Genomic DNA, 23815 nt, shown 5'->3' with positions numbered 1-23815 from the left:
TGTATTACATAGGTATATATCTATCCTCTTTAGAGGCCACTTTTTTTATATTCAAAATATGTAGTGAAATAAAACCAGTAAGCCCTATTCCGCCAAAAATAAGCCATGGTGTATACACTCCGCTTAAGTTGGATGTAAAAGATGTACCGGTATAATTACCAATGATAAAACCAAATGCGAGTGATAGTTGATAAAATCCAAAGAAAGTGGCTGTATATGATTCATTACTGTAATTTGCAATAGCGATATCAGCGTTTGGTAATACAAGTGTTTCACCGATTGTAAATAAAATTACACAAATAAAGAGCCAATATGGGTGTTGAAATAAAGGAATGAGTAAAAAGGAAATACTCATTAGTAAAACACCGTATTTAATAAAGGAAAGGGTGTTGTATTTGAGAAAGAGTTTTCGGAATAACACCATAAATAGGACGCCTGTTATTGCATTTATCGTAATGACTAATGTAGCAAGTTGATTGCTACTACTAATGTTTTTCATATGAAGTGGAAGTGCGACAGTAAGCTGAGTAAACATAATATAGAAGAAAATCATGATAAAGGAAAACAGAAGGAAAGACTTGTTTTGTAAGATGGCCTGTATTCCTAATGTAATAGACGTGTTTTCAGTAGTGACTTGGAAGTGATTTTTAAGTAAGTAAAAGATAAAAGCGAATAACAGCATAAGAGATCCTGTTAGAGAGAAAGCGTAGAGTGGATCGAGTAAGAGTAAGAACCCTCCTGCAATTGGTCCGATTATTGCACCGCAATTAAAGCTAAGGTTTAAATATGTAAATAAATTTTTTCTCAAATGAGCTGGTTGTGAACCGAATATGGCGCGCGCAGCAGGTTCGTAAAATGCAGTTCCGAAGCCAATAAGTGCAGAAGAAATAGAAATTGTATAGAAATCAGAGCATATTCCTAAAGCGATAAATCCGATTCCTCTCAAAAATAAACCGGATATCATCATAATGATATAGCCTATTTTGTCAGCAATTAACCCTGAGAATAATGGGATAACTCGTGATGTAATTGTCATAACCGTCAACACTGTTCCTACTTGGACAGCAGAAAAATGAAGAAAGGTTAATAGATAAATAGCTAAAAATGCGTATACTGCAAAATACCCAAAAGACATAAAAAATGAAGAAATAAGCATGAAACGTATCGGTGTTGAGAAACTTTTCATAGAAATCCTCCTAATTATGTAACCAGTAAAATCATTTGATGGTTAACTATTTTATACTATAATTATACATAAAGTCAGAAAAAAGTAAATTTTAAGAAGAAGGTGGATCGAATTGAATCAAAACGCTCCAAATGAACTAGAACATATTCGGGAATTTTTAAATACATGGAGAATACCAAACGATACGAGAGAGCCAATTGATTTGCTGCAAACAGAAGAAGACATAAAGCTTTTTATGAAAGAATATTTTGATGAAGAGTTTCCATTTCATACGATAGAGGAATTAAGAGGTTTTCGAGAAGATATTCGGATGACAATTGAAGGCGAAGGATCATTGCAAAAATGGTTAGAGAAATACCCATTTTATGTACATATAAAGGATGATATGAAAGATATTACATATGAACCGGTATATGAAGAGAATGTGTATACAAAAGTGTTAAGCATTGTGTTAATGTCAATTCAAGAAAATGTATGGGGAAGGTTAAAAGCATGTCCAGATTGTCGCTGGGTATTTTATGATCATTCGCGAAATGGAAGTAAAAGATGGTGCGGTATGTATGCTGGAGAAGAAGGAGGAAGAGCATGCGGTACGATTGCGAAAGTGAAAAACTACCGGGCGAAGAGAAAAGGGCGATCTGGTTATGATATGTAATTAATATTAGAGAAAGAAAAATGGATGGGGGAATGTAGAATATGAAAGGTACGCAAATGTTAGCTTTAAATAAAAAGTGTTGGGATACAGTTGCACCTTATTTCTTTCAAGTGGATTGTTTACCTAAATATGGTCCGTATACGGCGTCTGAAGATGAGATTCGTTTGTTCGATTCAATCAGAAAGAAAAAGGTTCTTGATATTGGCTGTGGAAGTGGGCATTCGTTGCAATATATGGCGGAACAAGGGGCAGAGGAATTATGGGGGCTTGATCTTTCGAGTACACAAATTGAAATAGCGAATAAGACGTTAAAGGAATGGAATCCAAAGTTAGTATGCGGAGCAATGGAAGAAGAAGGAGATATTCCGAAAGGATATTTTGATATTGTATATTCCATTTATGCATTAGGTTGGACTTTGGATTTAAGAAAAACGTTGGAACTGATTTATTCATATGTAAAGCCAGGAGGAAGTTTTATTTTTAGTTGGGAGCACCCGGTATATTCAAACTTACAGTATGGTACGGAAGAAGTTGCTATAAAGTCTTCTTATCATAAGGAAACGCCCATTACGTTTGAAACATTTAAAGGAGAAAATGTACAAGCGACATTATATAAGAGAAAAATAAGTACATACATAAATGAGTTAAATAGAGCGGGATTTAAAATTGAGAGAATAGAAGAGCCTGAACCATCAAGCTCGTTTGATGGAGAACTAGCTGAGCCGTCTACGAAGTATTATTCTTTATATAAAGCTAGAATGGTGCCGACTACTTTTATTATTAAAGCTAGAAAGTAAAGTGTTTTTATAAAAGAAGCCTATGATTTCAAATAGATGAAATGATAGGCTTCTTTATTTTAATAAAATTCAGGTTAAAGGTGTACTTTTCTTATAAAAATGCATTTCATATAAAAGGTGTAATTATTTTGGGGAAGGGGGATTGTTGTGCGTCATCATAGAAAGTGCAAAAAATTTGGAGTGGCACTGCCTCTTCCGTTTATAGGAGCAACGGGTCCGACAGGTAATAGTGGTCCAATCGGTCCAACTGGAGGGCATGAAGGTCCTGTTGGTCCTACAGGGGTGACTGGACCGACTGGAGCAACTGGGCCCCAAGGTCCTCAAGGTATCAGGGGAATACAAGGTCCCCAAGGGACAACAGGAGCACAAGGAATACAAGGGGCTATTGGTGATACAGGAGAGCAAGGTATAACTGGCCCGACTGGTCTCCAAGGTGCTCAAGGATTAATCGGTAACCAAGGTCTAATTGGTGATATTGGAGTACAAGGATTAGAAGGAATACAAGGAGCAACGGGTCCTGCTGGTAGTCAAGGTATACAAGGCACACAAGGAATACAAGGGGAAATAGGCGAGCGAGGACAAACAGGGGCACAAGGAATGCAAGGAGAGAGAGGCATAACTGGAGTCTCGGGTGTAACTGGTCCACAAGGCCCTCAAGGTGTTCAAGGAATACAAGGAGAGCAAGGGGCTATTGGTATACAAGGAGAAGACGGCTTCCAAGGTATACAAGGAATTACTGGAGAGGAAGGCCCGCAAGGAGCTCAAGGAATACAAGGGGAAGTGGGTCCAACTGGTTCTACTGGAATGCAAGGTGCCCAAGGTATAAGTGGAATAAAGGGGATAACAGGTGCAATAGGTTTACAAGGACCACAAGGTGTGCAAGGAATACAAGGTATAACGGGAGCAACAGGTTTTCAAGGGATAAAAGGAATAAGAGGTATAACGGGAGCGACAGGTAGCATTGGTATTCAAGGCTCAGAAGGACCACCGGGCGGTCCGACGGGAACAACTGGTCCAATTGGTCCATCTAGTGGGGTGACTGGACCAGCTGGACCACCCGGTCCACCAGGAGGTCCAACAGGTCCAACGGGTGCGACTGGTTCAACAGGTGTAAGCGGTGGGATAGGACCAATTGGAGCGCAAGGAGTGCAAGGTATAACCGGTCCAACAGGTCCTCAAGGTGTAAGAGGAGCGCAAGGTTCCCAAGGTGTAGTTGGAGCAGTTGGAGTACAAGGGGCACAAGGTCCTCAAGGTAACCAAGGTATAACCGGTCCAACGGGTGCAGAAGGTTCTCGAGGAATACAAGGTCCGCTGGGAGTAATCGGTCCAACAGGTGCAGAAGGTCCTAAAGGTATTCAAGGTATTCAAGGTGTAATCGGTCCAACAGGTGCACAAGGAATGGTGGGAATCCAAGGTGTAGCTGGTCCAGCTGGTGTTACAGGAGCGGAAGGAGCTCAAGGTGCACAAGGAATCCGAGGAGTAACCGGTCCTGCTGGATCACAAGGTATACAAGGAGTTCAAGGGATACAAGGAGAAACAGGAGCAGCTGGAATACAAGGTCCTCAAGGTGTTCAAGGGATACAAGGGACTACCGGATTGACAGGCACACAAGGTGCACAAGGTCCTCAAGGAGTGCAAGGAATAATAGGACCGACTGGAGCTATTGGCTTGCAAGGTTCTCAAGGATTACAAGGAATAACGGGTCCAACAGGAGCGCAAGGAGTGCAAGGAATACAAGGAGTGCAAGGAATTATCGGTCCAACAGGTGCACAAGGAATTAGAGGTCCCCAAGGAAGTGCAGGGGAAGTCGGTATAACAGGCCCACAAGGAGTCCAAGGAGCGCAAGGTAGTCAAGGCCCACAAGGCCCACAAGGAAATGTTGGAATTACAGGTGCAACGGGTGAAACTGGGGCTACTGGAGCAACCGGGGCAACTGGACCACAAGGTGTGCAAGGAGTGCAAGGGATTACGGGAATACAAGGAATAACGGGAACGACAGGCAATACAGGTGCAACGGGTCCGCAAGGAATACAAGGTATACAAGGGATTCAAGGGTTGCAAGGCCCAATTGGAGCAAGTGGGGTGACAGGTGCTAGTGGTAGTATAGGCCCAGTTGGAGCACAAGGTAGTCAGGGCCCAAGTGGTGTGGTGGGACCGACAGGAGCAACTGGTAGTGCAGGTTCAATAGGTTTCTTGGGAATAGCGGGAGCGACAGGAGCGACTGGCTTACCTAGCGGGGGGGGTTATTTCTTTTCTACTTCAACGAGTACAATTGCAGCGAATGCGTTAATACCAATTAATTCTGGATCTACAGTTTTTGGTTCTGATGTCAGTTTAACAAATGCAACAACTGTAACGTTAAGTACGCCGGGAATTTATTTAGTAAGCTATTATTTTCAAGGCGATCCAACTGGGGGGAATGAAACGATTTCAGTGAGGCTTACTTTAAATGGAACACAAGTCGCAGGGAGTTTTATTTTTTATGTTACAGGAGGTACTTTTATATTAGAACCAGCAGTTTCGAATACGATGGTCATTGAAGTTACTTCTTCAAATGCTACTTTATCTTTACAAAATGGCCCATTAGCTATTGGGCATGTAACGACATTATCTGGTGTGATAACAGCTAGTTTAAATGTATTAAAAATAGTTTGATACGTTAGTTATAACGGGGGGAGCTGCTTGTGAGGGATCAAGATAAGTGTAGTAAGTTTCAAGCACCTATTCCTTTTCCGGCGTCAGGTATTACGGGACCGACTGGTCCAACGGGTCCGACAGGTTCTTTAGGTGGACCAACTGGACCGCAAGGAATACAAGGCGTACAAGGGCCAATTGGTCCAACAGGTCCGACAGGAATACAAGGAGTGCAAGGGGTGCAAGGAGAGATTGGACCAACAGGTCCTACTGGTTTAACAGGACCACGGGGTGCTCAAGGTAATCAAGGGCCTATGGGAGAACGAGGCCCACAGGGAATACAAGGTGTTCAAGGAATACAAGGAGAAAGAGGTCCGACTGGTCCAACTGGTATTCAAGGGATACAAGGAATTCCTGGCCCAATCGGTCCGACCGGTCCAACAGGAATACAAGGCATACAAGGAATGCAAGGAGAAATCGGTCCAACCGGACCAACAGGAGTACAAGGAATACAAGGAGTGCAAGGGGAAATTGGTCCGACTGGACCAACTGGAAATACTGGTATACAAGGTGTGCAAGGTAATTTAGGAGGTAGTGGTTTACAAGGTGTAACCGGAATACAAGGAATACAGGGTCCGATTGGTCCAACAGGGCCAACTGGTTCTCAAGGAATTCAAGGGGAGCAAGGACCAATGGGTCCACAAGGGGAAACTGGTGTTCAAGGTTTACAAGGTCCCCAGGGAGAAATGGGGCAGGTAGGTCCAACAGGAATACAAGGAATACAAGGAGTGCAAGGTGTAATCGGTCCGACTGGTCCAACCGGTTTACAAGGTGATCCAGGTCCAACCGGCCCAACAGGAGCCACTGGGATAACTGGTCCGACAGGTTCTGCAACTGGCCCGACTGGAGCAACCGGTCCAACTGGTCCGCCAGGAGGTCCAACTGGTCCAACCGGTCCAGCAGGATCACCAGGGGGTCCAACGGGTCCGACTGGAGCAACAGGGGCAACAGGAGCGACCGGAGCAACAGGAGCGACTGGAATTCAAGGGGTACAAGGAATCCAGGGGCCGACCGGAGCAACTGGTGTAACAGGTTTGCAAGGAGTACAGGGACCAATGGGGGCAACGGGTCCAACGGGTGATCAAGGCATTCAAGGTCCACAAGGGATACAAGGAGTAACCGGTCCGACTGGTCCGCAAGGTCTACAAGGAATCCAGGGACCGGCAGGAGCAACCGGTCCGACTGGTCCACAAGGAGTGCAAGGAGCACAGGGGCCAATCGGTCCAACCGGCCCTCAAGGTCTACAAGGCATACAAGGTGAGCAAGGAGTAAGGGGAGCGACCGGTCCAACTGGTTTACAGGGGCTACAAGGAATCCAAGGTCCGAGTGGTCCAACCGGTCCTCAAGGAGTGCAAGGCGTACAAGGTCCGAGTGGCATAACCGGTCCAACTGGTCCTCAAGGAATACAAGGTATTCAGGGACCACAAGGAAGTATAGGCCCAACCGGTCCTCAAGGAATACAAGGTGTGCAAGGTCCACAAGGCCCAACCGGTCCGACTGGTGCAACTGGTCCTCAAGGAATACAGGGAATTCAAGGACCACAAGGAGTAATGGGTCCACAGGGAATACAAGGTATACAAGGAATTCAAGGTGTAATCGGTCCAACCGGCCCAACTGGACCGCAAGGAATTCAAGGGATAACCGGTTCGACGGGTCCAACAGGAGCAACAGGAGCAACCGGACCTACTGGTGCAACGGGTCCCCAAGGTCCTCAAGGAATTCAAGGACCACAAGGAGAAACTGGTCCAACAGGAGCAACCGGACCTACTGGAGCAACGGGTCCTCAAGGTCCACAAGGAATCCAAGGTCCACAAGGGGTAACGGGGCAGGCGGGAGCGACCGGCCCTACGGGAGCAACAGGTCCACAAGGAATCCAAGGAATCCAGGGGCCACAAGGTGTGACGGGAGCAACCGGAGCAACCGGAGCGACTGGAGTGACTGGTGCAACAGGACCGACCGGAATACAAGGCATACAAGGAATAACTGGAGCAACAGGGGTAACGGGGATAACGGGCCCAACAGGTGCCACAGGTCCAACAGGCTTAACTGGAGCAACAGGATCATCTGCTATATCGACAGGTGGCGGATATTTCTTTTCTACATCAACAAGCACAATTGCAGCAAATGCCAACATCCCAATTAATTCTGGATCCACTGTATATGGAACTGGTGTATCTTTAACTAGTGCTACGACAGTCACAGTAACGACGCCAGGAATATATTTAGTAAGCTACTATTTTCAAGGGGATGCAAATGGTGGGAATGAGACAGTATCTGTTAGATTGCTATTAAATGGAACGCAACTAACAGGGAGTTTTATACAAAACGTAACGACATCAACTGTAGTAATCGAACCAGCCATTTCAAATACACTTCTTGTGAATGTGACGAGTGCCAATTCAACATTAATATTACAAAATGGCCCGTTAGGTGTAGGGCATGTGACTACTATAGCAGGTGCGATTACAGCAAGCTTAAATGTAGTGAGAATTTTATAAAGAATATAAAAAACACAAGGAATGTCTTTGTAAGACACACCTTGTGTTTTTTAATATTAAATAAACATTTTCTTTATCTTTTCGGTTGAAAAATATGCTGAAAGAAGTATTTGTGATGTAAGTTATCTACAACCTTATTTGCTTGATATGTGCGTTGTTTTTCAATTCGAAGTCTTTGCTCCATCATTTTAATTGCGTGATCAGATAAACGTAACATAATACATTCTCCTTTTCTATAAATATAGGTGACTATTTGATATCGATCCCATATTTATAATTAAGGAGGCAAAATGTGTAACATAGGCAAAAAGCACCTTCCTCTCCCATTACGCTTACGAGGTTAGCTGTCGGACTCGGGAAGTGAGAGTTTCCCTACTTAAAAAAGATTCGCCCCAAGTAGCATAGCTACAAAAATGGTTCCCCCGCTCCAAAATTTGGACTCAGCAAAAGGTTTTATAAAGTAAAAAATAACATAAAGGAGCGAACAAGTCAAATTATTTTGTGTATTCTGTCTTTTTTAATTGCGTAAGAATCATACCGTCAGGAAGTATTGTATCTGATACTGTAATGAATCCGTGTTTTTTATATAAAGTAATAGCAGGGGTATTCGCTTTACCTGTTTGTACAATATATGTCATTGGAGAGGGAAACATGTTAAATATATAAATTAGGAGTTTCGTTGCGATTCCTTTTTGAAAAAAATCGGGCGATACAACTAGCCTATGGATATCGATTAGTTTTTCTTCTTGTACAAAAGAAATAAAACCGACAAGTTTATTTTCAGAAAAATATCCATAGAATGTTTCAACGCAATTTTGAATATCGTTTACAGTATCATATAAACGAGGTATGGCAGTACTATTTAAGTAGTCTGCTTCAACTTTATAAGCTGGAATTTGAACCTGTAAAATGGATGTTGCTACTTCAAAAGAAGTGGAATTTAACTTAAGAATCATAGATAATGAAGCCTCCTTTAAATATGGTATATGAATATAATTGCTTTATGGGTGAGTTTGACAATATTTTTCTTTTTTGCATATAATATATGTATCTCCATATGTAAAATAGTAGTAAATATATTTCTATAGTGAAATATGATTAGCAATGATAAATACATATGTTTGTATTAAATCATACAAACTATAATAGAAATGGAGGACTAAAAATGGGATGGATTATCACATTAATAGTTGGTGCTATTATAGGTGCAATTGCTAGTTCTATAACGGGTAAAAATTTCCCAGGTGGTATGTTCGGAAATATTATCGCAGGTTTATTAGGTGCTTCATTAGGTGGTAAATTATTTGGAACTTTTGGGCCGTCTTTTGGTGGGATTCATGTCGTGCCAGCATTATTAGGTGCAATCGTGTTAATTTTTATTGTATCATTTGTAGTGAAAGCTGCAAAGAAATAGATATATAGATTATGATGAAGAGCCCTGAATAAGGGCTTTTCATCATTCGAAGAGGTGGTTTCGTTGGAGAAAATAAATATAAGAAAAAGAGATAAGTTAAGAAAGTTTTTTAGAGAACAAAATTATTTGGCGGTATTACTTGGATTTGCGTTATTGTTCATTAATATTTTATTGCTAACAAAAATATCATTTGTTTTTACACCGTTTATCGTATTTTTAAAAACAATTTTCTTCCCAGTACTATTAGCAGGCGTGCTATTTTATATTTTACATCCATTCGTTTCGCTTTTAGAAAAGAAAGGTGTTTCAAGAATCGTATCGATAGCTTCCATATATTTAATCGTACTAGGATTATTTGTGTTTTTAGTTGTAACGGTTATCCCTATTATTAAAGATCAAATTGATGCATTAATTGATAACTTACCGTATTTTGGCCATGAGATTGAACAAGCAGCACGTAGATTCGGGGAAAGTAATTTACTCGGTAAAATTCAGGAGAATTTAAATATTAATGTTGCGAATATGGTAAAAGAATACACAGTTGATTTTACAAAGTCATTATCATCAGTAACTGGGAATGTAACTGGATTTTTGAGTACTGTTACAGAGGTTGTTTTGACATTTGTAATGGTTCCATTTATATTGTTCTATCTTTTAAAAGATGGTGAGCAATTGCCGAATCACTTTTTAAAGTTTATTTCAGAGCAAAGACAACCAGCAGCAATGAGAATACTAGATGATATGCATTATGCGATTAGCTCGTATATTAGAGGTCAAATTATCGTCAGCTTATTTATCGGTATTATGCTATTAATTGGTTATCTTATTATTGGTATTAAATATGCGGTATTACTTGCGATTTTAGCGATGATTGTAAATATCGTTCCGTACGTAGGACCAATTATCGCGATTACACCAGCGTTAATTATCGCATTTATCGACTCGCCAGCAATGGTGTTAAAAGTAATTATTGTTATGATGGTTGTACAATTAGCAGAAGGTAAATTTATTTCTCCGCAAGTCATGGGTAAAAAGTTAGATATTCACCCGATTACTATCATTTTTATCATTTTAACTGCCGGAAACTTATTCGGGATTATGGGCATTATTTTAGCCATTCCAGGATATGCGATATTAAAAGTGTTAGTTACACACGGTTATAGATTTGTTAAGTTGAATACGTGAAAAAAAGCGCTAAAACAGTGGGAACTGTTTTAGCGCTTTTTTATTAACAATTCATTTGCATATTGGCGCGCCCATTGATCCGTTTACAATACGAGGTTGAAACGTTTTGATTTGTTGCTCAAGAAGATCGATATTATAATTTGCGGTTAAACCGACGATTTTAAAATGTTCAGGATGAGCTGAAACGACATCTAATGCAGATGTGCCGATGGATCCTGTGGAACCTAAAATGGATATATATTTTACCATGAAAAAACCTCCAAAGTTGTTTCGAATATTTCTGCAAACCTATATAATATTAGACAATTGAAGTGGAAATTCCTTCTATATAAAATAGAAAATTTTGGTTTGTTTGGAAGTGAAATGTGATAAACTGTAAAAAATAACGAAAAAGCAATGAAAGAGAAGAGTACATATTCGAAACTTTTCAGAGAGCTGATATGTGGTGAGAATCAGTAAGGGATGAATATGGAATGGACTCTGGAGCTTCTAACTGAAATGAGTAGGTAAAGACGGTTACTTCACGTTATTGAAGTATGAAGTGAGCTAATGATAGCTAATTAAGGTGGTACCGCGGGAGTCTCTCGTCCTTTTTTAAGGATGAGAGGCTCTTTTTATTTTGAGAAAGGAGGAGTTAGTGTGAGTGAAAAAATAATGTTAACAGGAATTAAGCCGACAGGTTATCCACATTTAGGAAATTATATTGGTGCGATTAAACCTGCATTACAAATGTCAAAGAATAATGAAGGAAAAGCATTGTACTTTATAGCTGATTATCATGCATTAAATGCTGTGCATGATTCAGAAAAGTTCAGCAGTTATACGAAAGAGGTAGCAGCTACTTGGTTATCACTTGGACTTGGAGAAGATGTTATTTTTTATCGGCAAACAGAAGTACCGGAAATTCTAGAATTAGCTTGGATTTTAGCTTGCCTCACTCCGAAAGGTCTTATGAACCGTGCTCATGCGTATAAAGCGAAGGTGGAGCAAAATAAAGAAGCAGGGTTAGAGGTCGATGCGGGAGTGAACATGGGGTTATATACGTACCCGATCTTAATGGCAGCTGACATATTATTATTTCAAGCTACACATGTACCTGTCGGAAAAGACCAAATTCAACATATTGAAATCGCGCGTGATATTGCGACGTATTTTAATCATACATTTGGCACGACATTTACACTTCCAGAGTATGTCATACAAGAAGAAGGAGCTATTTTACCTGGTCTTGACGGAAGGAAGATGAGTAAAAGTTACGGAAATGTGATCCCATTATTTGCAGAGCAAGAAAAACTACGAAAGTTAATATTTAAAATCAAAACAGATTCTTCACTTCCAAATGAACCGAAAGAACTAGAAACCTTATTTACAATTTATAAAGAATTTGCGACAGAAGACGAAATACAGTCATTACGTGAAAAATATGAGACTGGAATCGGATGGGGCGATGTGAAAAAAGAGTTGTTTCGCGTAGTAGATCGAGAGTTAGCTGGACCTCGTGAAAAGTACGCAATGTATATGAATGAGCCGGATTTATTATATGAAGCATTAGAAAACGGTGCTGAGAAGGCACGCGCTATTGCAAAGGTAAATTTAGCGGAAATTAAAAAACGGATTGGATTTAAGAGGGAACGTTAAGCGTCCCCTTATTTTTTTTGATAATCTGTAATAATCCTCTCAATAACAGGGGGAAGATTATTAGGTAATTCATCAAGTGAAAAGAAGCGTAGTTCTTTTGATTCACTTTGATCGCATACAAGTTCACCATGAAATTCTCGGCAAATATAAACAACGAGTACACCGTGTACTTGATCGCCGTTTGGATAGATTTGAAAGTAATCTGGTCCAGAGTATGTACGGAATAGTTCTGGATTTTTAATAATAAGTCCAGTTTCTTCAAATACTTCTCGTTTTAAAGCATCTTCTAATGTTTCATTATATTCTAAGGCACCGCCAATAATGCCCCAGCGGTTAAAATCTGTACGGAGCTGCAGCAATACTTCATCTTTTTTATTTAATATAATGGCGTGTGATCCTATTAAAATAAGTGGATGAATTCCTACTAGATTTCTCATGTCTTCAATATAACCCATGTCATTGCTCCTTGTATTTAATAATAGTTAGGAAGTTCTTTTAACATTCTTTCTGTTTTACGTGCTGTAAAGGCTAAGTTATGGTCATCTTTCGTTCTGAAAAATAATGTGCGTAAAAAGGTTTTAATATTGGCACATAAAATACAATACTCATTAAGCGAAAGGCGTTTTCTAATTTGAGGAAGCCTTTTTATTTTTTTTTGAATAATAGAAATTAAATCGTTCTGAGGAAAATCATGATACAGCATTGCTAGTAATGGAGTAACAATGCGTTCATCTTCGTTATTATGAAAAAGGTCAGATGGAATAAAGATTTTATTTAATAAACAATGAATTAATTCTTCGTACCATTCAAAAGTGGTATACGTATTATGAACAATTTCAGTAAAAGCATCAGATACGTGAGCAAGACAATGAGCCCATCCTTTATTTTCGATATAGCCCCGAAAATCTGTTTCTAAGTTTGTGTATGTAATGAGTTTATTTTTTATTTCTTCGATATCCTCCTCTGTACAAAAGTAGTGCGAATTAGCGAATTGGAGTATTAACGCAATTAACGAAACAGTGTAAGAACGTGTGAAAACCCCATCTGTATGTGGGGAGTAAATGTCACAATATAAATACTCATCACTTAAACAAGTTTGCAGAAGTAATTTCAGCTGATCGTCCATAAGGAATTCATGATGAATGAAATGCGCAAAACATTTATATATAAGTTGGTAACGAACGTAGCTATCAGTCGTTCCGATATACTGAAGCATGTTCAAAGTTAACTCATTTACGTCTATATGTTGCAGTTGCGTATAGTCATTTTGTTGTATAAGCTCTAACTGTTGTTGCAATGCTGTAATATCCACTGGAGAACCTCCTCCGCACTTTAAAGATGCGATCTTTTCTAGTATTCTATATATTCAAGGACAATCCTGCTCATGCAAGGAGAACGATTAGAAATTCGAGTATGATATAGATGAGGGAAGAATATGACGACGATAGAACAGTTAGAAAAACATTTTAAAATAAGAAGAAATGCTTCTTCTATTATGATAAAAGAAAATAATGCAGAGATTTTTACAGAAGAGCAATTAGAGGAAATGATGCAATATTGCGTTGCTGAAGCTAAAAAAGATGGATTAGAAAAACTACATTTTGAAATCTCTTCAAAAAGTCCAAATTATGATGTGTATAAAAGATGTTTTGAAACGTATTTATTTGAATATGTTACGGAAAACATGATTGTATTTAAAGATATATACGAAGTAGAAGATGTAGAAAGTGAAATTGATTTTAAGCTTATTGAAGAAGTTGGAGAAGAGGCTTTTTATTCACTGTGGAATGAAGCAACGGGAGAACCAGTCGCTCATGATCAATTTGTGCATATGATGCTACAAGAAATTGGTGAGCAATGGAAAGAACATTGCTTAACAGCGAGTGCCGATGAAGAGCCGATAGGAATTGTAATCCCGCATATTGAAAGAGGTACGTTAGAAGAAGGGAAACTTATGTACTTCGCAGTTACTCCAAATATGCGTAATAAGGGATATGAAGCTGCGTTATTTGCAGGTGCGATGTTTGTCTTAAAGGAAATAGGTGCATCTTATTATATTGGTGAGACAAATGTACAAAATGAGTGGATGAAGGATGTTTTTGAAAAGAACGGATGTCAGCTGCTTAGTTCAACTGAGAGATATGTGAGAAAGTTTTAGGAGGATGAATGATGTATACTCTCGAACTCGTATAGCGGGAGGGGACTATATATGTTAAATCAATCCATGCATTCATTCGTGTTACTGTATTCAAATGTATTGTTAGAAGGCTGGAATGTTGAAAAAGTTTCAGAACGTTATGAAGGTGAAAAGTGGGGAACTTTTTGGTTTCAGGTTGTTACTCCAACTGGGATGTTTCGAGTAAAGGAATTTTTTCTCGATATAATGGAACCAGTATTTCCGGATAGCTGTATTTCTCAAGCAAAAGGAGATTGTTTTCAATATAAAGGGCTTGTGTATTGGAAAGGTATAAATTATAAAGGAAAAGAAAGTTACGTTACATCTATATGGAAAACACAAGTTGAAATTTCTGTTGATCATGGATATGTAAACCAAGACGAAATGGAACGATTTCTATTTGAATTACAACCAGTAAATATGGAGCTTGGGAAAACGATATTACATACATCATTTCACTTATTAAGCTTTCAAGCGAAGAGAAGTGAAATGGGTGAGATAGGAAGATGTGGAGAGTGGAATGCTCCAGATGACGTATCCTATGTAAATTTGTTAATTCATGAAAAACTAAATTGGAAACTTGAATCGGTCGGTTTCGGAAATGACGAAACGCAGTATGTATACTGGGACGAAGTTAATAAACTATATGCACTTTGGATTTGTAGACATAAAAACAAAGCGTATTATCCTATTTCTTCATGGACAATGAACTATGGCCCAAAACAAATTATAAACGGGTTAGAGTTTTATTCGCACCCTAATCGCGGAACAGTTGTATACGAAGATTTAGGTAATGAACAAATCGCATACGTATTTCGAGGGAATCTATGTACAAATTTTGAACAAGTAAAAGAACTTTTTGCCTGTTTGTAAGATAAAAAGAAAAATGAGAACGACAAAGTGGTTATTACTATAATACAATAGAGTAAGATTTGATTATAAGAGAAAGCGTTGGTGAAAGAATGGAGCAGCAAAGAAATTGGCTACAAGCAACTGTAGAAAGAATTGAAGATAATACGTTACAAATAAAGTGGGAAAATAATATAGAAGAAGTTCGTATTTATTGGAGTACTTCACCAGATCATATTGAAGAAAATGGAGAACTACTTGCAACTGTAAATGGAGAATTATCATATACAATTGAAAACCCGAGTGAAAATGAACGTCCATATTTTAGACTAGTAGGAAGTAATGGACAAGCAGTGACAGTAGCTGAGCGTAGATTGCCATTACAAGGTGCGTTTAACTTCCGTGATATGGGTGGATATGAAACGACAGATGGACGTAAAGTGAAATGGGGCAAATTATACCGTTCTGAAGAATTAGCAGGACTAACAGAGTGGGATATCGACTATTTACAAAAGTCTGGTTTAAAGTTAATTTGTGACTATCGTACAGACTTTGAGGTAAAGCATAAGCCAAATCCTGAGATTACAGGTGCTCGTCAAGTGTGCTTACCAGTTATGCAAGACTTAGCGAAAGACTTAAATATAAATGAGTTTTTCCAAGTTGGTGACCTTTCTATGTTAGGAAAACCAGGTGAGTATCTTGTGAAAATGAATCAAGATTTCGTAAGTGGCAACGAGGCATTCGTGAGCTTCTTAAACTTAGCGCAAAACCCGGAAAACTTACCGTTAGTAAACCACTGTACAGCTGGAAAAGATCGTACTGGATTTGGTTCAGCATTATTACTACTTTTACTGGGTGTACCAGAAAAAACAGTAATGGAAGACTACTTACTAAGTAACGGATTCCGTGAAAAGCTAAATGAAAAAATGATGGCCTTTTTAGGTGCGAAATTACAAAACGATGAGAGCAGAGCGATATTAGGTGCAATGTTTGAAGCACGTGCTGAATACTTGCAAGCTGCGATTGGTGAAATTCAAAAGCAATACGGATCAGTTGAAGCATACGCTGAAAGGGCTCTTGGCTTTACGAAAGAGTCGTTAGAGGAAATGCAAGAGTTATTACTAGAAGATTAATAAGTAAAAGGAGGCTGAGCGGATTAGCCTCCTTTTACTATTGTTGCTATAATTTTGTTAATGAGGATGTTGTGCACCGAGGAGAAAATGGATGAAAAGCGGGGGATAAAATGATTCATACACGTGTAAAAGCAGAGGGGTTAAGAGAAAAGCTGGCAACAATACTAAGTCAAGAGTATAAGGAACTAGCTATTCAAGATTTAAAGGTGATTGGAACGGGAGTGCAAAATATTGTTTTTCAAGGAGATTCAGAAAAGGGGTCTTTGGCATTTCGAGTACCGTGGGAAAGAGAAGTGGAAAATATAAATGAAGACTTATTTAACAGTCGGATTTCGTTGCAAAAGGAAGCGGAGCTGTCTAAGTATTGTCATTCAAAAGGTATTCCAGTACCAAGGATACACGGATTGCATCTTTCAACCGAACTTGATTTTTTAATTTCGGATTGTGTGTATGCTGATCATATGCCAATTTCCGCATGCAAAATAGGGGAGTTAGTGAGCAATCTTCATAGTATGCCAATTGATGGTTTGTATTACAAACAAAATATTAGAGAGCCCATTAGTAAGTATATAGCAGAACGAATTGTGAAACGGATAGAAGGGTTTAATACAATCACGAACTGCAAAATTAATCTTCCGGATACAAAAACAATTGAATATATTCTTAGTACAGCAGATCATGTAAAATGTTTATTACATATGGACATTCGACCAGCCAATTTAATCGGGTATAATGGAGAAGTTAAAGCAATAGTTGATTGGGATAATGCTTTAATTGGTCATCCATTGCTGGAGCTTATGAGAATAGCTGAAACAAATGAGGTTAGTTGGGATGAATTTAAAGATGGATATAAGAATGATAGTATCTTTAATGTTACTCCTCATATTGTTAGTTTATTTTATAGACTAGATACAGCAGTCATGCTAGCAAATTTATTTATAGCACATTTGAAAATAAAAGATAAAGGTGTATTCTATAAAGAGCGGGTTAAAGCGCTTCATCACGACATATATAAAAACTTATAAGCAATGAGAACGAAGCTTTTAAAATAGGAATTGAGGAGAACATCATGAAATACAAATTTATATTATTCGACGTAGACGATACATTATTAGATTTCCCTGAAACGGAAAGACACGCATTACATAATGCGTTTGTACAGTTTGATATGCCTACAGGGTATAATGATTATCTTGCAAGCTATAAAGAGATTAGTAATGGATTATGGAGAGATTTAGAAAATAAAATGATTACGCTAAGTGAATTAGCAGTAAATCGATTTAGACAATTATTTGCACTTCATAATATAGACGTAGATGCACAGCAATTTAGTGATGTATATCTTGAAAACTTAGGGAAAGAAGTACATCTTATAGAAGGCGCAGTACAATTATGTGAAAATCTACAAGATTGCAAGTTAGGTATTATTACGAATGGATATACGATGGTGCAACAATCAAGAATCGGAAATTCACCTTTATGTAATTTTTTTGATCATATTATTATTTCTGAAGAAGTTGGTCATCAAAAACCAGCACGTGAGATTTTTGATTATGCGTTTGAGAAGTTTGGGATTACGGATAAATTAAGTGTACTAATGGTCGGAGATTCGCTAACTTCTGATATGAAAGGCGGAGAAGACTTCGGCATTGATACGTGTTGGTATAATCCGAGTTTGAAAGAGAATAAGACGAGTGTTAATCCGACTTATGAAGTGGAGAGTCTTCTACAAATTTTAGAAATTGTAGAAGTGGCGGAAGAAAAGGTAGCTTCATTTTAATCGTGCTGATATTTGTCGAAAAATCGATATATTGAAAAAATCGTTGATATATTGTAAGTTGTGATAGATATATTTGAAAAATCGTTGATATATTGTAAGTTGCGATAGATATATTGAAAAAATCGTTGATATATTGTAAGTTGCGATAGATATATTTGAAAAATCGCTCATATAAATTCATATACTAAGATATAGAACAAAAACATAGAGCTACTATACAAGGTCATTCACGTGTTATAATGCGTGAATTAAATATGCGTATATAAATAGTTTCCTAGCGTGATGCGATGTCATGTATGATTAGTGTAACAACTAGAGGTGAATAAAGAATGTTAAAGTTTTTATTTGAGTTAGACAAGAATCTCCCGCAGAAGGATGAGCCACGGTATGATGCTTATTCAAAGGGCTTTATCGAAGGAGATGTAACGATTTGCGCGAGTGACAGCGTATTTTTTCAAAAATCATGTATGAAGGTTGCAGAGCTGGGCATTTATTTAGGACAGTGGATGGAACAAGTGCAACATGGGCAGAACGTGCCTATGAAGTATGAAACGGCTGACCGTGAAGAGGTAATTCTTGGTTTCTTCTATGAAGAGGATCATAATCAATGGAATGTTTTTTCCAGCTGGCAAGAATTTGAACTTCAAGAGCGTATAGCTACTACAACATTAATAGAGAGTGTTCAACGCTATTTGTATGAGTTAAATAAAGAACTGCGCATGATAGAATATCCTGTGACGTTTGATCAGTACTTAAGAGGAGAGCGAATGATGCAGCTCTCTTACAAACGACAGTGTGATAGCAAAGCAGATACGACACCGATAGAGGTTTATAATGGAAGTGAGCAAGTAGGTGTAGTAAGGGGCTATTATAAAAATACGCTGATGAGAGTGCTGGATTTTATTCCGAAAATTGGTAGTAATATTATTTATGAAATAAAGGATAGTAAGGACAATATTCGCGTCATTGCAAAGGATGTAAGTAGGCAGCGCCAAAGAAGGATTTTAGTAATGTACAAAGATAATCATGATGCAGAGCATGAAATACTTGTATGTGACGGAAAGTTATTGGATGCAAATTTCTTATTTACCTTTACATATAAGGCAGAAGAATATGTTGTTCATAAAACTTCATTTGGAATGGGAAAATTATTACGAAAAGGCTATGTAATTGCAGATTGGAATATTCGTCTTGAGGAAGATATGTATTACATTGAGATGAATGTATATGATGAAGATTACATGCAGGATCAATACTTGCTATTAGGCGTATTTCATGCGGTTTTATATGGATAATCAATGAGAAATACCGTCATTCTTCTTGGAGAGAATGACGGTATTTTTTTATGTGATTCTTGTGACTGGACGTCTTTAATCAATCCTCAAAAATAAAAATCTCATCAATCGTACTATGTAATGCCTTCGCTATATCGTGAGCAAGTTGTAAGGAAGGATTGTATTTACCTTTTTCGAGATGACTAATTGTTTCACGTCGCACACCAACGCTCTTCGCTAAATCTTCTTGTGTCATGTTCAATTTGGCACGGTATTCTTTTATTCTCGTTACGAACGCCATGGTGCATCTTCCATTTCATCAATTGGTTTATCGAAAAAGAACATAGAAAAGCCGAATGTAAGAATGAGTGTGCCGAAAATAAGAGCGATATCAATCTCTTGTAGCGTAGGGTTTGGAAATAACATTTCAATAAACATAATGATTGTGGTAGTTAGTAACGTAACGATAAATGCATTGCGACACGATTTATTGACAATTTGTTCAAACAGTTCATCGTGTTGAACTGTTCTATACGATGTGAAAAAGGAGAAGAAACAGAACATAGTAAACAATCCTTTTTCATAAAAAAATCCGAGGAAACCGAAGAAACCGAGAAATCCTAAATATTTTATCCAAGTTGTTTTCATGATAGTTCCTCCTTATAGTGTTAGAAATAAATCACGTTATGTTATAAATATATCACATATGGATAGGAATGGTAATAATAGTTTTCCAGTTTGCTTCATAATAATAGTAAAAAGAGGAAATATGCTGCGAAATAAAGAGGATAATATTGTAAAATGGTTGTAAGGAGGGGGAGGAAGAAATGCTAACTTGGATCATGATCGTTGTATTACTTGTAGTGATTACTGTCATTGCGACGGTTTTAATTGGGCGGAATGGTGATGCAAATTATAGCAAAGCGACAAAAGGGAATATTAAACGCTTAACAATGATTTATATTATACTAGCTGTCGTTTTAGTTGTTGGATTAGGGGTGTATATTTATTTTAAAGGTTAAATATACTGAAAAATGTAAAAATCTTAAAATAGAACTATGCTATAATATCAATATAGTTATTTGGTAATTAAGGAAAGGATTGGATGGAATGATTGAAATTACGAATGTGTCAAAAAGTTATAATGGGTCTACCTATGCAGTAAAAGACTTAAGTTTATCTGTACCTAGCGGCGAAATCTTTGGATTTTTAGGACCGAATGGTGCGGGTAAATCAACGACAATTAAGATGATTACTGGTATTCACGGGGTGGACAAAGGGACTATTACGATTAACGGAAAAAATATTATGGAAGAGCCGATGGAAGCGAAGAAGACGTTTGGTTATGTACCAGATAGTCCAGATATGTTTTTACGATTAAAAGGAATTGAATATTTAAACTTTATGGCCGATATGTATGAAGTGCCGAAAGAAGTACGACAAGAACGAATAGAGTCTTTAGCGAAGAAGTTTGATCTTTATAATGCTTTATCTGATCAAATTCAAAGTTATTCGCACGGTATGAGACAAAAAATCGTTATTATTGGTGTGCTCGTACATGAGCCAGATGTATGGATTTTAGATGAACCATTAACTGGGCTTGATCCGAAATCTGCATATATTTTAAAAGAAATGATGAGAGAACATGCGGATAAAGGAAAGATTGTATTCTTCTCTACACACGTATTAGAAGTGGCAGAAAAATTATGTGACCGCGTCGCGATTATTAATAAGGGAAACCTTCAGTTTAAAGGGAATTTAGATGAAATGAGAGATCATTTTAAATCCAATGAATCACTTGAAAAAATGTTCTTGGAGATGACGGGCAATGAGTAAAATTTGGACGTTAACGAAAGTATTATTGAAATTAAATTATGCAGATTTTATAACAGATAAGAAGAAGCGATGGGCGTATGTATTTTCATTTGCAGCTATTTTATTTGTCGGCTTTTTACTGTTTGGTTCTATCACGCATGCAATGTATGAGGGAATGATACATTTAGGGCAAGATCCAGGAATGATTATCGCAATGGGACTTGCGATTGCGAGTATATGGGTATTTTTAATGAGTATTACGAACATTTTAACTGTATTTTACTACAGCAATGACATTGAAATGTTATTACCATTACCATTAAAACCAGCGCAAATTATTTCAGCCAAATTTTTAACAGTATTAATTACACAATACGTAATGAGTTCATTTATTTTATTACCGATCTTTATTACGTACGGTTTAAAAAGTGGCGCATTTATTACATATTACATATATATGATTTTCATTTACTTACTCTTCCCAATTGTGCCGTTAGTACTAGCTTCGTTACTGATGACAGTTATTATGAGGTATACAAATATAGCGAAAAATAAAGACCGAGGAAATATATTTATTGGAATCGTAAGTATACTATTTATTGTAGGAATTAACGTATTTTTGCAGTGGAAAAATAAAAGTTCGTTTTCTGAAGATGCAATTGCGGATTACCTTGCAAACAACCAGTCTTCTCTTTTAGTACAAATGACAAACTATTTTCCAACTACATATTTTGGAGCAGTAGCATTAGTAGAAAATGCAAATTGGAAGGGACCTTTATATGTAATAATCTTTGCAGTTATTTCATTTGTCTTCTTTGTGTTGTTTTATTACATAGCAGAGCGTACATATTTAAAAGGGGTTATTGGACTTTCAACGAGTACAGCAAAGAAACAAGTTATTTCGGCGGAAGGTTTACAGAAATCAACAGTACAAAGTTCGCATTTAAAAGCGTATGTGAAAAAAGAATTTAAAACGTTATTCCGTACACCACAATTTTTCTTAAATTGCATTGTACAAACTTTCGTTATGCCAATTATGTTGTTCTTTATTTTATTTGTGCAAGATGGAAATTTAAAGTTTATTACAGAGTATATTAACAATCCAGAGACAACGGGATTTGCAATTGGTGTTGGCCTTTGTGCATCGTTATTTTTAATGGGTAGTAACGTCATTGCAACAACGTCATTTTCGCGAGATGGAAGCTCTTGGTTTGTGAATCGTTATTTACCAGTAAAGGCTTCGGATATCTTTTTTGCGAAAGCAATCACTGCTTGGTTAATTAATGTGATCATTTTAGCAGTATTCGGTATTACGATGGCAGTTGTAGCTGGGATTTCTCCAGTCTTTATGATACTGTGGTTTTTACTAAGTGCGAACGGGTTGTTATTAATTAATTTAATCGGAACACGCTGGGACGCGCAAACTGCAGATATTCATTGGGATACAGAGCAGAAATTATTTAAAAGTCGATATACAACTTTGTGGAATTTTTTAGCTAATATTTTAATAGCTTTAATTATTGTGGGGGGAGTAAGTGTATTATACTTCTTCCTTCATGTCGGACTGTGGGTTATGTTTATCGTTTTATTTGTAATGTTTACGATTGTAAATTATATCTTTATTAAAATGTTAAAATTAGGTGCTGAACGTATACTGTCAAATATTCAATAAGAAGATAGATCCTCTGTATTCATGCAGGGGATCTGTGTATAGATGGAGGAGAAAAAGGTGAAGAAAATAGCAATTGTAACAGGGGCAACTCGTCTGAATGGAATTGGTGCAGCTGTATGCAAGGTGCTTGCTCAAAAAGGGATAGACATTTTTTTCACGTACTGGCCAAAGTATGATAAAGCGATGCCATGGGGAATGAGTGATCAAGAACCCTTTTTGCTGAAAAAGGAAATTGAAAGTTACGATGTTCGATGTGAAATGGCAGAAATCAATTTATCGCAGTCTTATTCGCCAAATCGTTTGTTTTATATGGTATCAGAACGGTTAGGTGATCCATCTATTCTAGTTAATAATGCAGTATATTCTACTCATACGAGGATTGAGGAATTAGATGTAGAGCAGTTGGATAAACATTATACAGTTAATGTTCGGGCTACTATGCTATTAAGTTCATTGTTTATAAAACATTATTCACTTAAAACGGGCGGGAGTATTATTAATCTTACTTCAGGACAGTCAGTAGGTCCAATGCCAGATGAACTAGCATATGCAGCAACGAAAGGGGCAATTGAAGCATTTACAAAGTCAGTAGCACCAGTTGCGATGGAGAAGGGGATTACAGTGAATGCTGTAGATCCAGGACCGACGAATACAGGATGGATTACAGAGGAGCTGAAGCATCATTTAGTATGGAAGTTCCCGCAAGGTAAAGTAGGAGAACCGGTGGATGCTGCGCGCTTAATTTCTTTTTTAGTAAGTGAAGAAGCGAAATGGGTTACTGGGCAAGTCATTCACTCGAATGGTGGTTATTCATAAAAATATTATGTTAACAAATGTTGAGAAACAAAAAACGAAAGAAAATTTTATTTTTTTTGTATAAATAAAATGTCAAGAAAGATAAAAATTTGATAGAAGAGTATATCGTCATATGAAGATAGTAATTCTTAATGTGACAATATACTCTTTTTCTTTTACTTGCGAGTAGAAAAATGAAGTAGAAGAAACTCGAATATTAAAATGAGTTTATCAGTTTTTGTACGTATTATTAT

General features: G+C 37.6%; 24 protein-coding genes, 1 pseudogene, 1 riboswitch and 1 other annotated feature. Of the genes and pseudogenes, 17 read left to right on the top strand and 8 right to left on the bottom strand.

What is annotated here, in order from left to right:
• Positions 1–4: 4 nt before the first annotated feature.
• The gene (locus DN399_RS16240; protein WP_006922528.1) at positions 5–1186 is read right to left on the bottom strand and encodes an MDR family MFS transporter; all 1182 of its coding nucleotides are present in this window, start codon (positions 1184–1186) and stop codon (positions 5–7) included.
• A gap of 112 nt (positions 1187–1298) precedes the next feature.
• Here DN399_RS16240 and DN399_RS16235 point away from each other — a divergent pair, with 112 nt between their 5' ends.
• The 4 genes from DN399_RS16235 to DN399_RS16220 all read left to right on the top strand — a co-directional run bounded on the left by DN399_RS16235 (position 1299) and on the right by DN399_RS16220 (position 7830).
• Positions 1299–1841: a CGNR zinc finger domain-containing protein gene (locus DN399_RS16235; RefSeq protein WP_149149818.1), complete on the top strand. Its 543-nt coding sequence runs from the start codon at positions 1299–1301 to the stop codon at positions 1839–1841.
• Between the two features lie 41 nt (positions 1842–1882).
• Positions 1883–2638 carry a class I SAM-dependent methyltransferase gene (locus DN399_RS16230; protein WP_025708778.1) on the top strand — a complete coding sequence of 252 codons (756 nt, stop codon included), beginning with the start codon at positions 1883–1885 and terminating at the stop codon, positions 2636–2638.
• 147 nt (positions 2639–2785) lie between these two features.
• Entirely contained in the window at positions 2786–5293 is a 2508-nt protein-coding gene (locus DN399_RS16225) for a collagen-like protein (RefSeq protein WP_061113583.1), read from the top strand.
• Positions 5294–5316: 23 nt separating this feature from the next.
• Positions 5317–7830 carry a BC_3345 family exosporium-associated protein gene (locus tag DN399_RS16220; protein ID WP_349237038.1) on the top strand — a complete coding sequence of 838 codons (2514 nt, stop codon included), beginning with the start codon at positions 5317–5319 and terminating at the stop codon, positions 7828–7830.
• A gap of 73 nt (positions 7831–7903) precedes the next feature.
• Here DN399_RS16220 and DN399_RS28130 read toward each other — a convergent pair whose 3' ends face one another.
• Both DN399_RS28130 and DN399_RS16215 read right to left on the bottom strand, forming a co-directional pair.
• Entirely contained in the window at positions 7904–8047 is a 144-nt protein-coding gene (locus DN399_RS28130; protein WP_000945243.1) for a hypothetical protein, read from the bottom strand.
• Positions 8048–8143: 96 nt separating this feature from the next.
• Positions 8144–8286, bottom strand: a riboswitch (cyclic di-AMP (ydaO/yuaA leader).
• Positions 8287–8324: 38 nt separating this feature from the next.
• The gene (locus DN399_RS16215; protein WP_000601226.1) at positions 8325–8786 is read right to left on the bottom strand and encodes a GNAT family N-acetyltransferase; all 462 of its coding nucleotides are present in this window, start codon (positions 8784–8786) and stop codon (positions 8325–8327) included.
• Between the two features lie 209 nt (positions 8787–8995).
• Here DN399_RS16215 and DN399_RS16210 point away from each other — a divergent pair, with 209 nt between their 5' ends.
• Both DN399_RS16210 and DN399_RS16205 read left to right on the top strand, forming a co-directional pair.
• The gene (locus tag DN399_RS16210) at positions 8996–9244 is read left to right on the top strand and encodes a GlsB/YeaQ/YmgE family stress response membrane protein (RefSeq protein ID WP_000539727.1); all 249 of its coding nucleotides are present in this window, start codon (positions 8996–8998) and stop codon (positions 9242–9244) included.
• A gap of 63 nt (positions 9245–9307) precedes the next feature.
• Positions 9308–10429: an AI-2E family transporter gene (locus tag DN399_RS16205; protein ID WP_000411484.1), complete on the top strand. Its 1122-nt coding sequence runs from the start codon at positions 9308–9310 to the stop codon at positions 10427–10429.
• An 81-nt stretch (positions 10430–10510) separates the two neighbouring features.
• On the opposite strand, the pseudogene DN399_RS16200 reads toward DN399_RS16205, so the two are convergent.
• Positions 10511–10678 (bottom strand): annotated as a pseudogene (locus DN399_RS16200) (1-deoxy-D-xylulose-5-phosphate reductoisomerase); the annotation flags it as partial.
• Between the two features lie 138 nt (positions 10679–10816).
• Positions 10817–11024 (top strand) — a binding site (T-box leader).
• Positions 11025–11068: 44 nt separating this feature from the next.
• On the opposite strand from DN399_RS16200, the gene DN399_RS16195 reads away from it, so the two are divergent.
• Positions 11069–12067 carry a tryptophan--tRNA ligase gene (locus DN399_RS16195; RefSeq protein WP_016122880.1) on the top strand — a complete coding sequence of 333 codons (999 nt, stop codon included), beginning with the start codon at positions 11069–11071 and terminating at the stop codon, positions 12065–12067.
• 8 nt (positions 12068–12075) lie between these two features.
• On the opposite strand, the gene DN399_RS16190 is transcribed toward DN399_RS16195, so the two are convergent.
• Both DN399_RS16190 and DN399_RS16185 read right to left on the bottom strand, forming a co-directional pair.
• On the bottom strand, positions 12076–12522 hold the full coding sequence (locus DN399_RS16190) for an NUDIX hydrolase (RefSeq protein ID WP_006922536.1): 447 nt from the start codon (positions 12520–12522) through the stop codon (positions 12076–12078).
• 17 nt (positions 12523–12539) lie between these two features.
• Complete coding sequence (locus tag DN399_RS16185) at positions 12540–13379, bottom strand: DUF2785 domain-containing protein (protein WP_006922537.1); 840 nt, start codon at positions 13377–13379, stop codon at positions 12540–12542.
• A 123-nt stretch (positions 13380–13502) separates the two neighbouring features.
• On the opposite strand from DN399_RS16185, the gene DN399_RS16180 reads away from it, so the two are divergent.
• The 6 genes from DN399_RS16180 (at position 13503) to DN399_RS16150 (ending at position 19300) form a co-directional block, all read left to right on the top strand.
• Positions 13503–14225 carry a GNAT family N-acetyltransferase gene (locus DN399_RS16180; protein WP_149149816.1) on the top strand — a complete coding sequence of 241 codons (723 nt, stop codon included), beginning with the start codon at positions 13503–13505 and terminating at the stop codon, positions 14223–14225.
• Between the two features lie 51 nt (positions 14226–14276).
• A complete protein-coding gene (locus DN399_RS16175) occupies positions 14277–15116 on the top strand; it encodes a hypothetical protein (protein ID WP_149149815.1) in 840 nt (279 codons plus the stop codon).
• Between the two features lie 89 nt (positions 15117–15205).
• The gene (locus DN399_RS16170) at positions 15206–16225 is read left to right on the top strand and encodes a tyrosine-protein phosphatase (protein ID WP_149149814.1); all 1020 of its coding nucleotides are present in this window, start codon (positions 15206–15208) and stop codon (positions 16223–16225) included.
• Between the two features lie 110 nt (positions 16226–16335).
• On the top strand, positions 16336–17250 hold the full coding sequence (locus DN399_RS16165) for a phosphotransferase family protein (RefSeq protein ID WP_000582026.1): 915 nt from the start codon (positions 16336–16338) through the stop codon (positions 17248–17250).
• Positions 17251–17294: 44 nt separating this feature from the next.
• On the top strand, positions 17295–18005 hold the full coding sequence (locus tag DN399_RS16160) for a YjjG family noncanonical pyrimidine nucleotidase (RefSeq protein WP_149149813.1): 711 nt from the start codon (positions 17295–17297) through the stop codon (positions 18003–18005).
• A gap of 329 nt (positions 18006–18334) precedes the next feature.
• Positions 18335–19300: a tubby C-terminal domain-like protein gene (locus tag DN399_RS16150; protein WP_049108490.1), complete on the top strand. Its 966-nt coding sequence runs from the start codon at positions 18335–18337 to the stop codon at positions 19298–19300.
• Between the two features lie 79 nt (positions 19301–19379).
• On the opposite strand, the gene DN399_RS16145 is transcribed toward DN399_RS16150, so the two are convergent.
• Together DN399_RS16145 and DN399_RS16140 are read right to left on the bottom strand one after the other, a co-directional pair.
• A complete protein-coding gene (locus DN399_RS16145) occupies positions 19380–19580 on the bottom strand; it encodes a helix-turn-helix transcriptional regulator (RefSeq protein ID WP_000896323.1) in 201 nt (66 codons plus the stop codon).
• Positions 19568–19927, bottom strand: coding sequence for a DUF3796 domain-containing protein (locus DN399_RS16140; protein ID WP_000859225.1), 360 nt, complete (start codon positions 19925–19927; stop codon positions 19568–19570). The genes DN399_RS16145 and DN399_RS16140 overlap by 13 nt, the downstream gene beginning before the upstream one ends.
• Before the next feature lie 179 nt (positions 19928–20106).
• Here DN399_RS16140 and DN399_RS16135 point away from each other — a divergent pair, with 179 nt between their 5' ends.
• The 4 genes from DN399_RS16135 (at position 20107) to DN399_RS16120 (ending at position 23582) form a co-directional block, all read left to right on the top strand.
• Positions 20107–20301 (top strand): hypothetical protein, encoded by a 195-nt coding sequence (locus tag DN399_RS16135; protein WP_000958863.1) that lies wholly within the window; start codon positions 20107–20109, stop codon positions 20299–20301.
• A gap of 88 nt (positions 20302–20389) precedes the next feature.
• Positions 20390–21115 carry an ABC transporter ATP-binding protein gene (locus DN399_RS16130; protein WP_000570206.1) on the top strand — a complete coding sequence of 242 codons (726 nt, stop codon included), beginning with the start codon at positions 20390–20392 and terminating at the stop codon, positions 21113–21115.
• The gene (locus DN399_RS16125) at positions 21108–22766 is read left to right on the top strand and encodes a putative ABC transporter permease subunit (RefSeq protein ID WP_000036884.1); all 1659 of its coding nucleotides are present in this window, start codon (positions 21108–21110) and stop codon (positions 22764–22766) included. Before DN399_RS16130 ends, DN399_RS16125 begins: the two co-directional genes overlap by 8 nt.
• 57 nt (positions 22767–22823) lie before the next feature.
• Positions 22824–23582 carry an SDR family oxidoreductase gene (locus tag DN399_RS16120; RefSeq protein ID WP_000716965.1) on the top strand — a complete coding sequence of 253 codons (759 nt, stop codon included), beginning with the start codon at positions 22824–22826 and terminating at the stop codon, positions 23580–23582.
• Positions 23583–23815 lie beyond the last annotated feature (233 nt).

Origin of the sequence: Bacillus sp. AR4-2 (assembly GCF_008274865.1) — a bacterium.
Taxonomy (GTDB): Bacteria; Bacillota; Bacilli; order Bacillales; family Bacillaceae_G; genus Bacillus_A; species Bacillus_A cereus.
Note: the sequence above shows the minus strand (reverse complement) of the source record. Positions and strands in the feature narration are given on the sequence as shown.

Bases quoted from the DNA above. Each gene is read 5' to 3' on its own strand.
- DN399_RS16240 (WP_006922528.1), bottom strand. From the start codon at position 1,186: ATGAAAAGTTTCTCAACACCGATACGTTTCATGCTTATTTCTTCATTT.
- DN399_RS16230 (WP_025708778.1), top strand. From the start codon at position 1,883: ATGAAAGGTACGCAAATGTTAGCTTTAAATAAAAAGTGTTGGGATACA.
- DN399_RS28130 (WP_000945243.1), bottom strand. From the start codon at position 8,047: ATGTTACGTTTATCTGATCACGCAATTAAAATGATGGAGCAAAGACTT.
- DN399_RS16215 (WP_000601226.1), bottom strand. From the start codon at position 8,786: ATGATTCTTAAGTTAAATTCCACTTCTTTTGAAGTAGCAACATCCATT.
- DN399_RS16210 (WP_000539727.1), top strand. From the start codon at position 8,996: ATGGGATGGATTATCACATTAATAGTTGGTGCTATTATAGGTGCAATT.
- DN399_RS16190 (WP_006922536.1), bottom strand. From the start codon at position 12,522: ATGGGTTATATTGAAGACATGAGAAATCTAGTAGGAATTCATCCACTT.
- DN399_RS16180 (WP_149149816.1), top strand. From the start codon at position 13,503: ATGACGACGATAGAACAGTTAGAAAAACATTTTAAAATAAGAAGAAAT.
- DN399_RS16175 (WP_149149815.1), top strand. From the start codon at position 14,277: ATGTTAAATCAATCCATGCATTCATTCGTGTTACTGTATTCAAATGTA.
- DN399_RS16170 (WP_149149814.1), top strand. From the start codon at position 15,206: ATGGAGCAGCAAAGAAATTGGCTACAAGCAACTGTAGAAAGAATTGAA.
- DN399_RS16165 (WP_000582026.1), top strand. From the start codon at position 16,336: ATGATTCATACACGTGTAAAAGCAGAGGGGTTAAGAGAAAAGCTGGCA.
- DN399_RS16160 (WP_149149813.1), top strand. From the start codon at position 17,295: ATGAAATACAAATTTATATTATTCGACGTAGACGATACATTATTAGAT.
- DN399_RS16150 (WP_049108490.1), top strand. From the start codon at position 18,335: ATGTTAAAGTTTTTATTTGAGTTAGACAAGAATCTCCCGCAGAAGGAT.
- DN399_RS16145 (WP_000896323.1), bottom strand. From the start codon at position 19,580: ATGGCGTTCGTAACGAGAATAAAAGAATACCGTGCCAAATTGAACATG.
- DN399_RS16140 (WP_000859225.1), bottom strand. From the start codon at position 19,927: ATGAAAACAACTTGGATAAAATATTTAGGATTTCTCGGTTTCTTCGGT.
- DN399_RS16135 (WP_000958863.1), top strand. From the start codon at position 20,107: ATGCTAACTTGGATCATGATCGTTGTATTACTTGTAGTGATTACTGTC.
- DN399_RS16130 (WP_000570206.1), top strand. From the start codon at position 20,390: ATGATTGAAATTACGAATGTGTCAAAAAGTTATAATGGGTCTACCTAT.
- DN399_RS16125 (WP_000036884.1), top strand. From the start codon at position 21,108: ATGAGTAAAATTTGGACGTTAACGAAAGTATTATTGAAATTAAATTAT.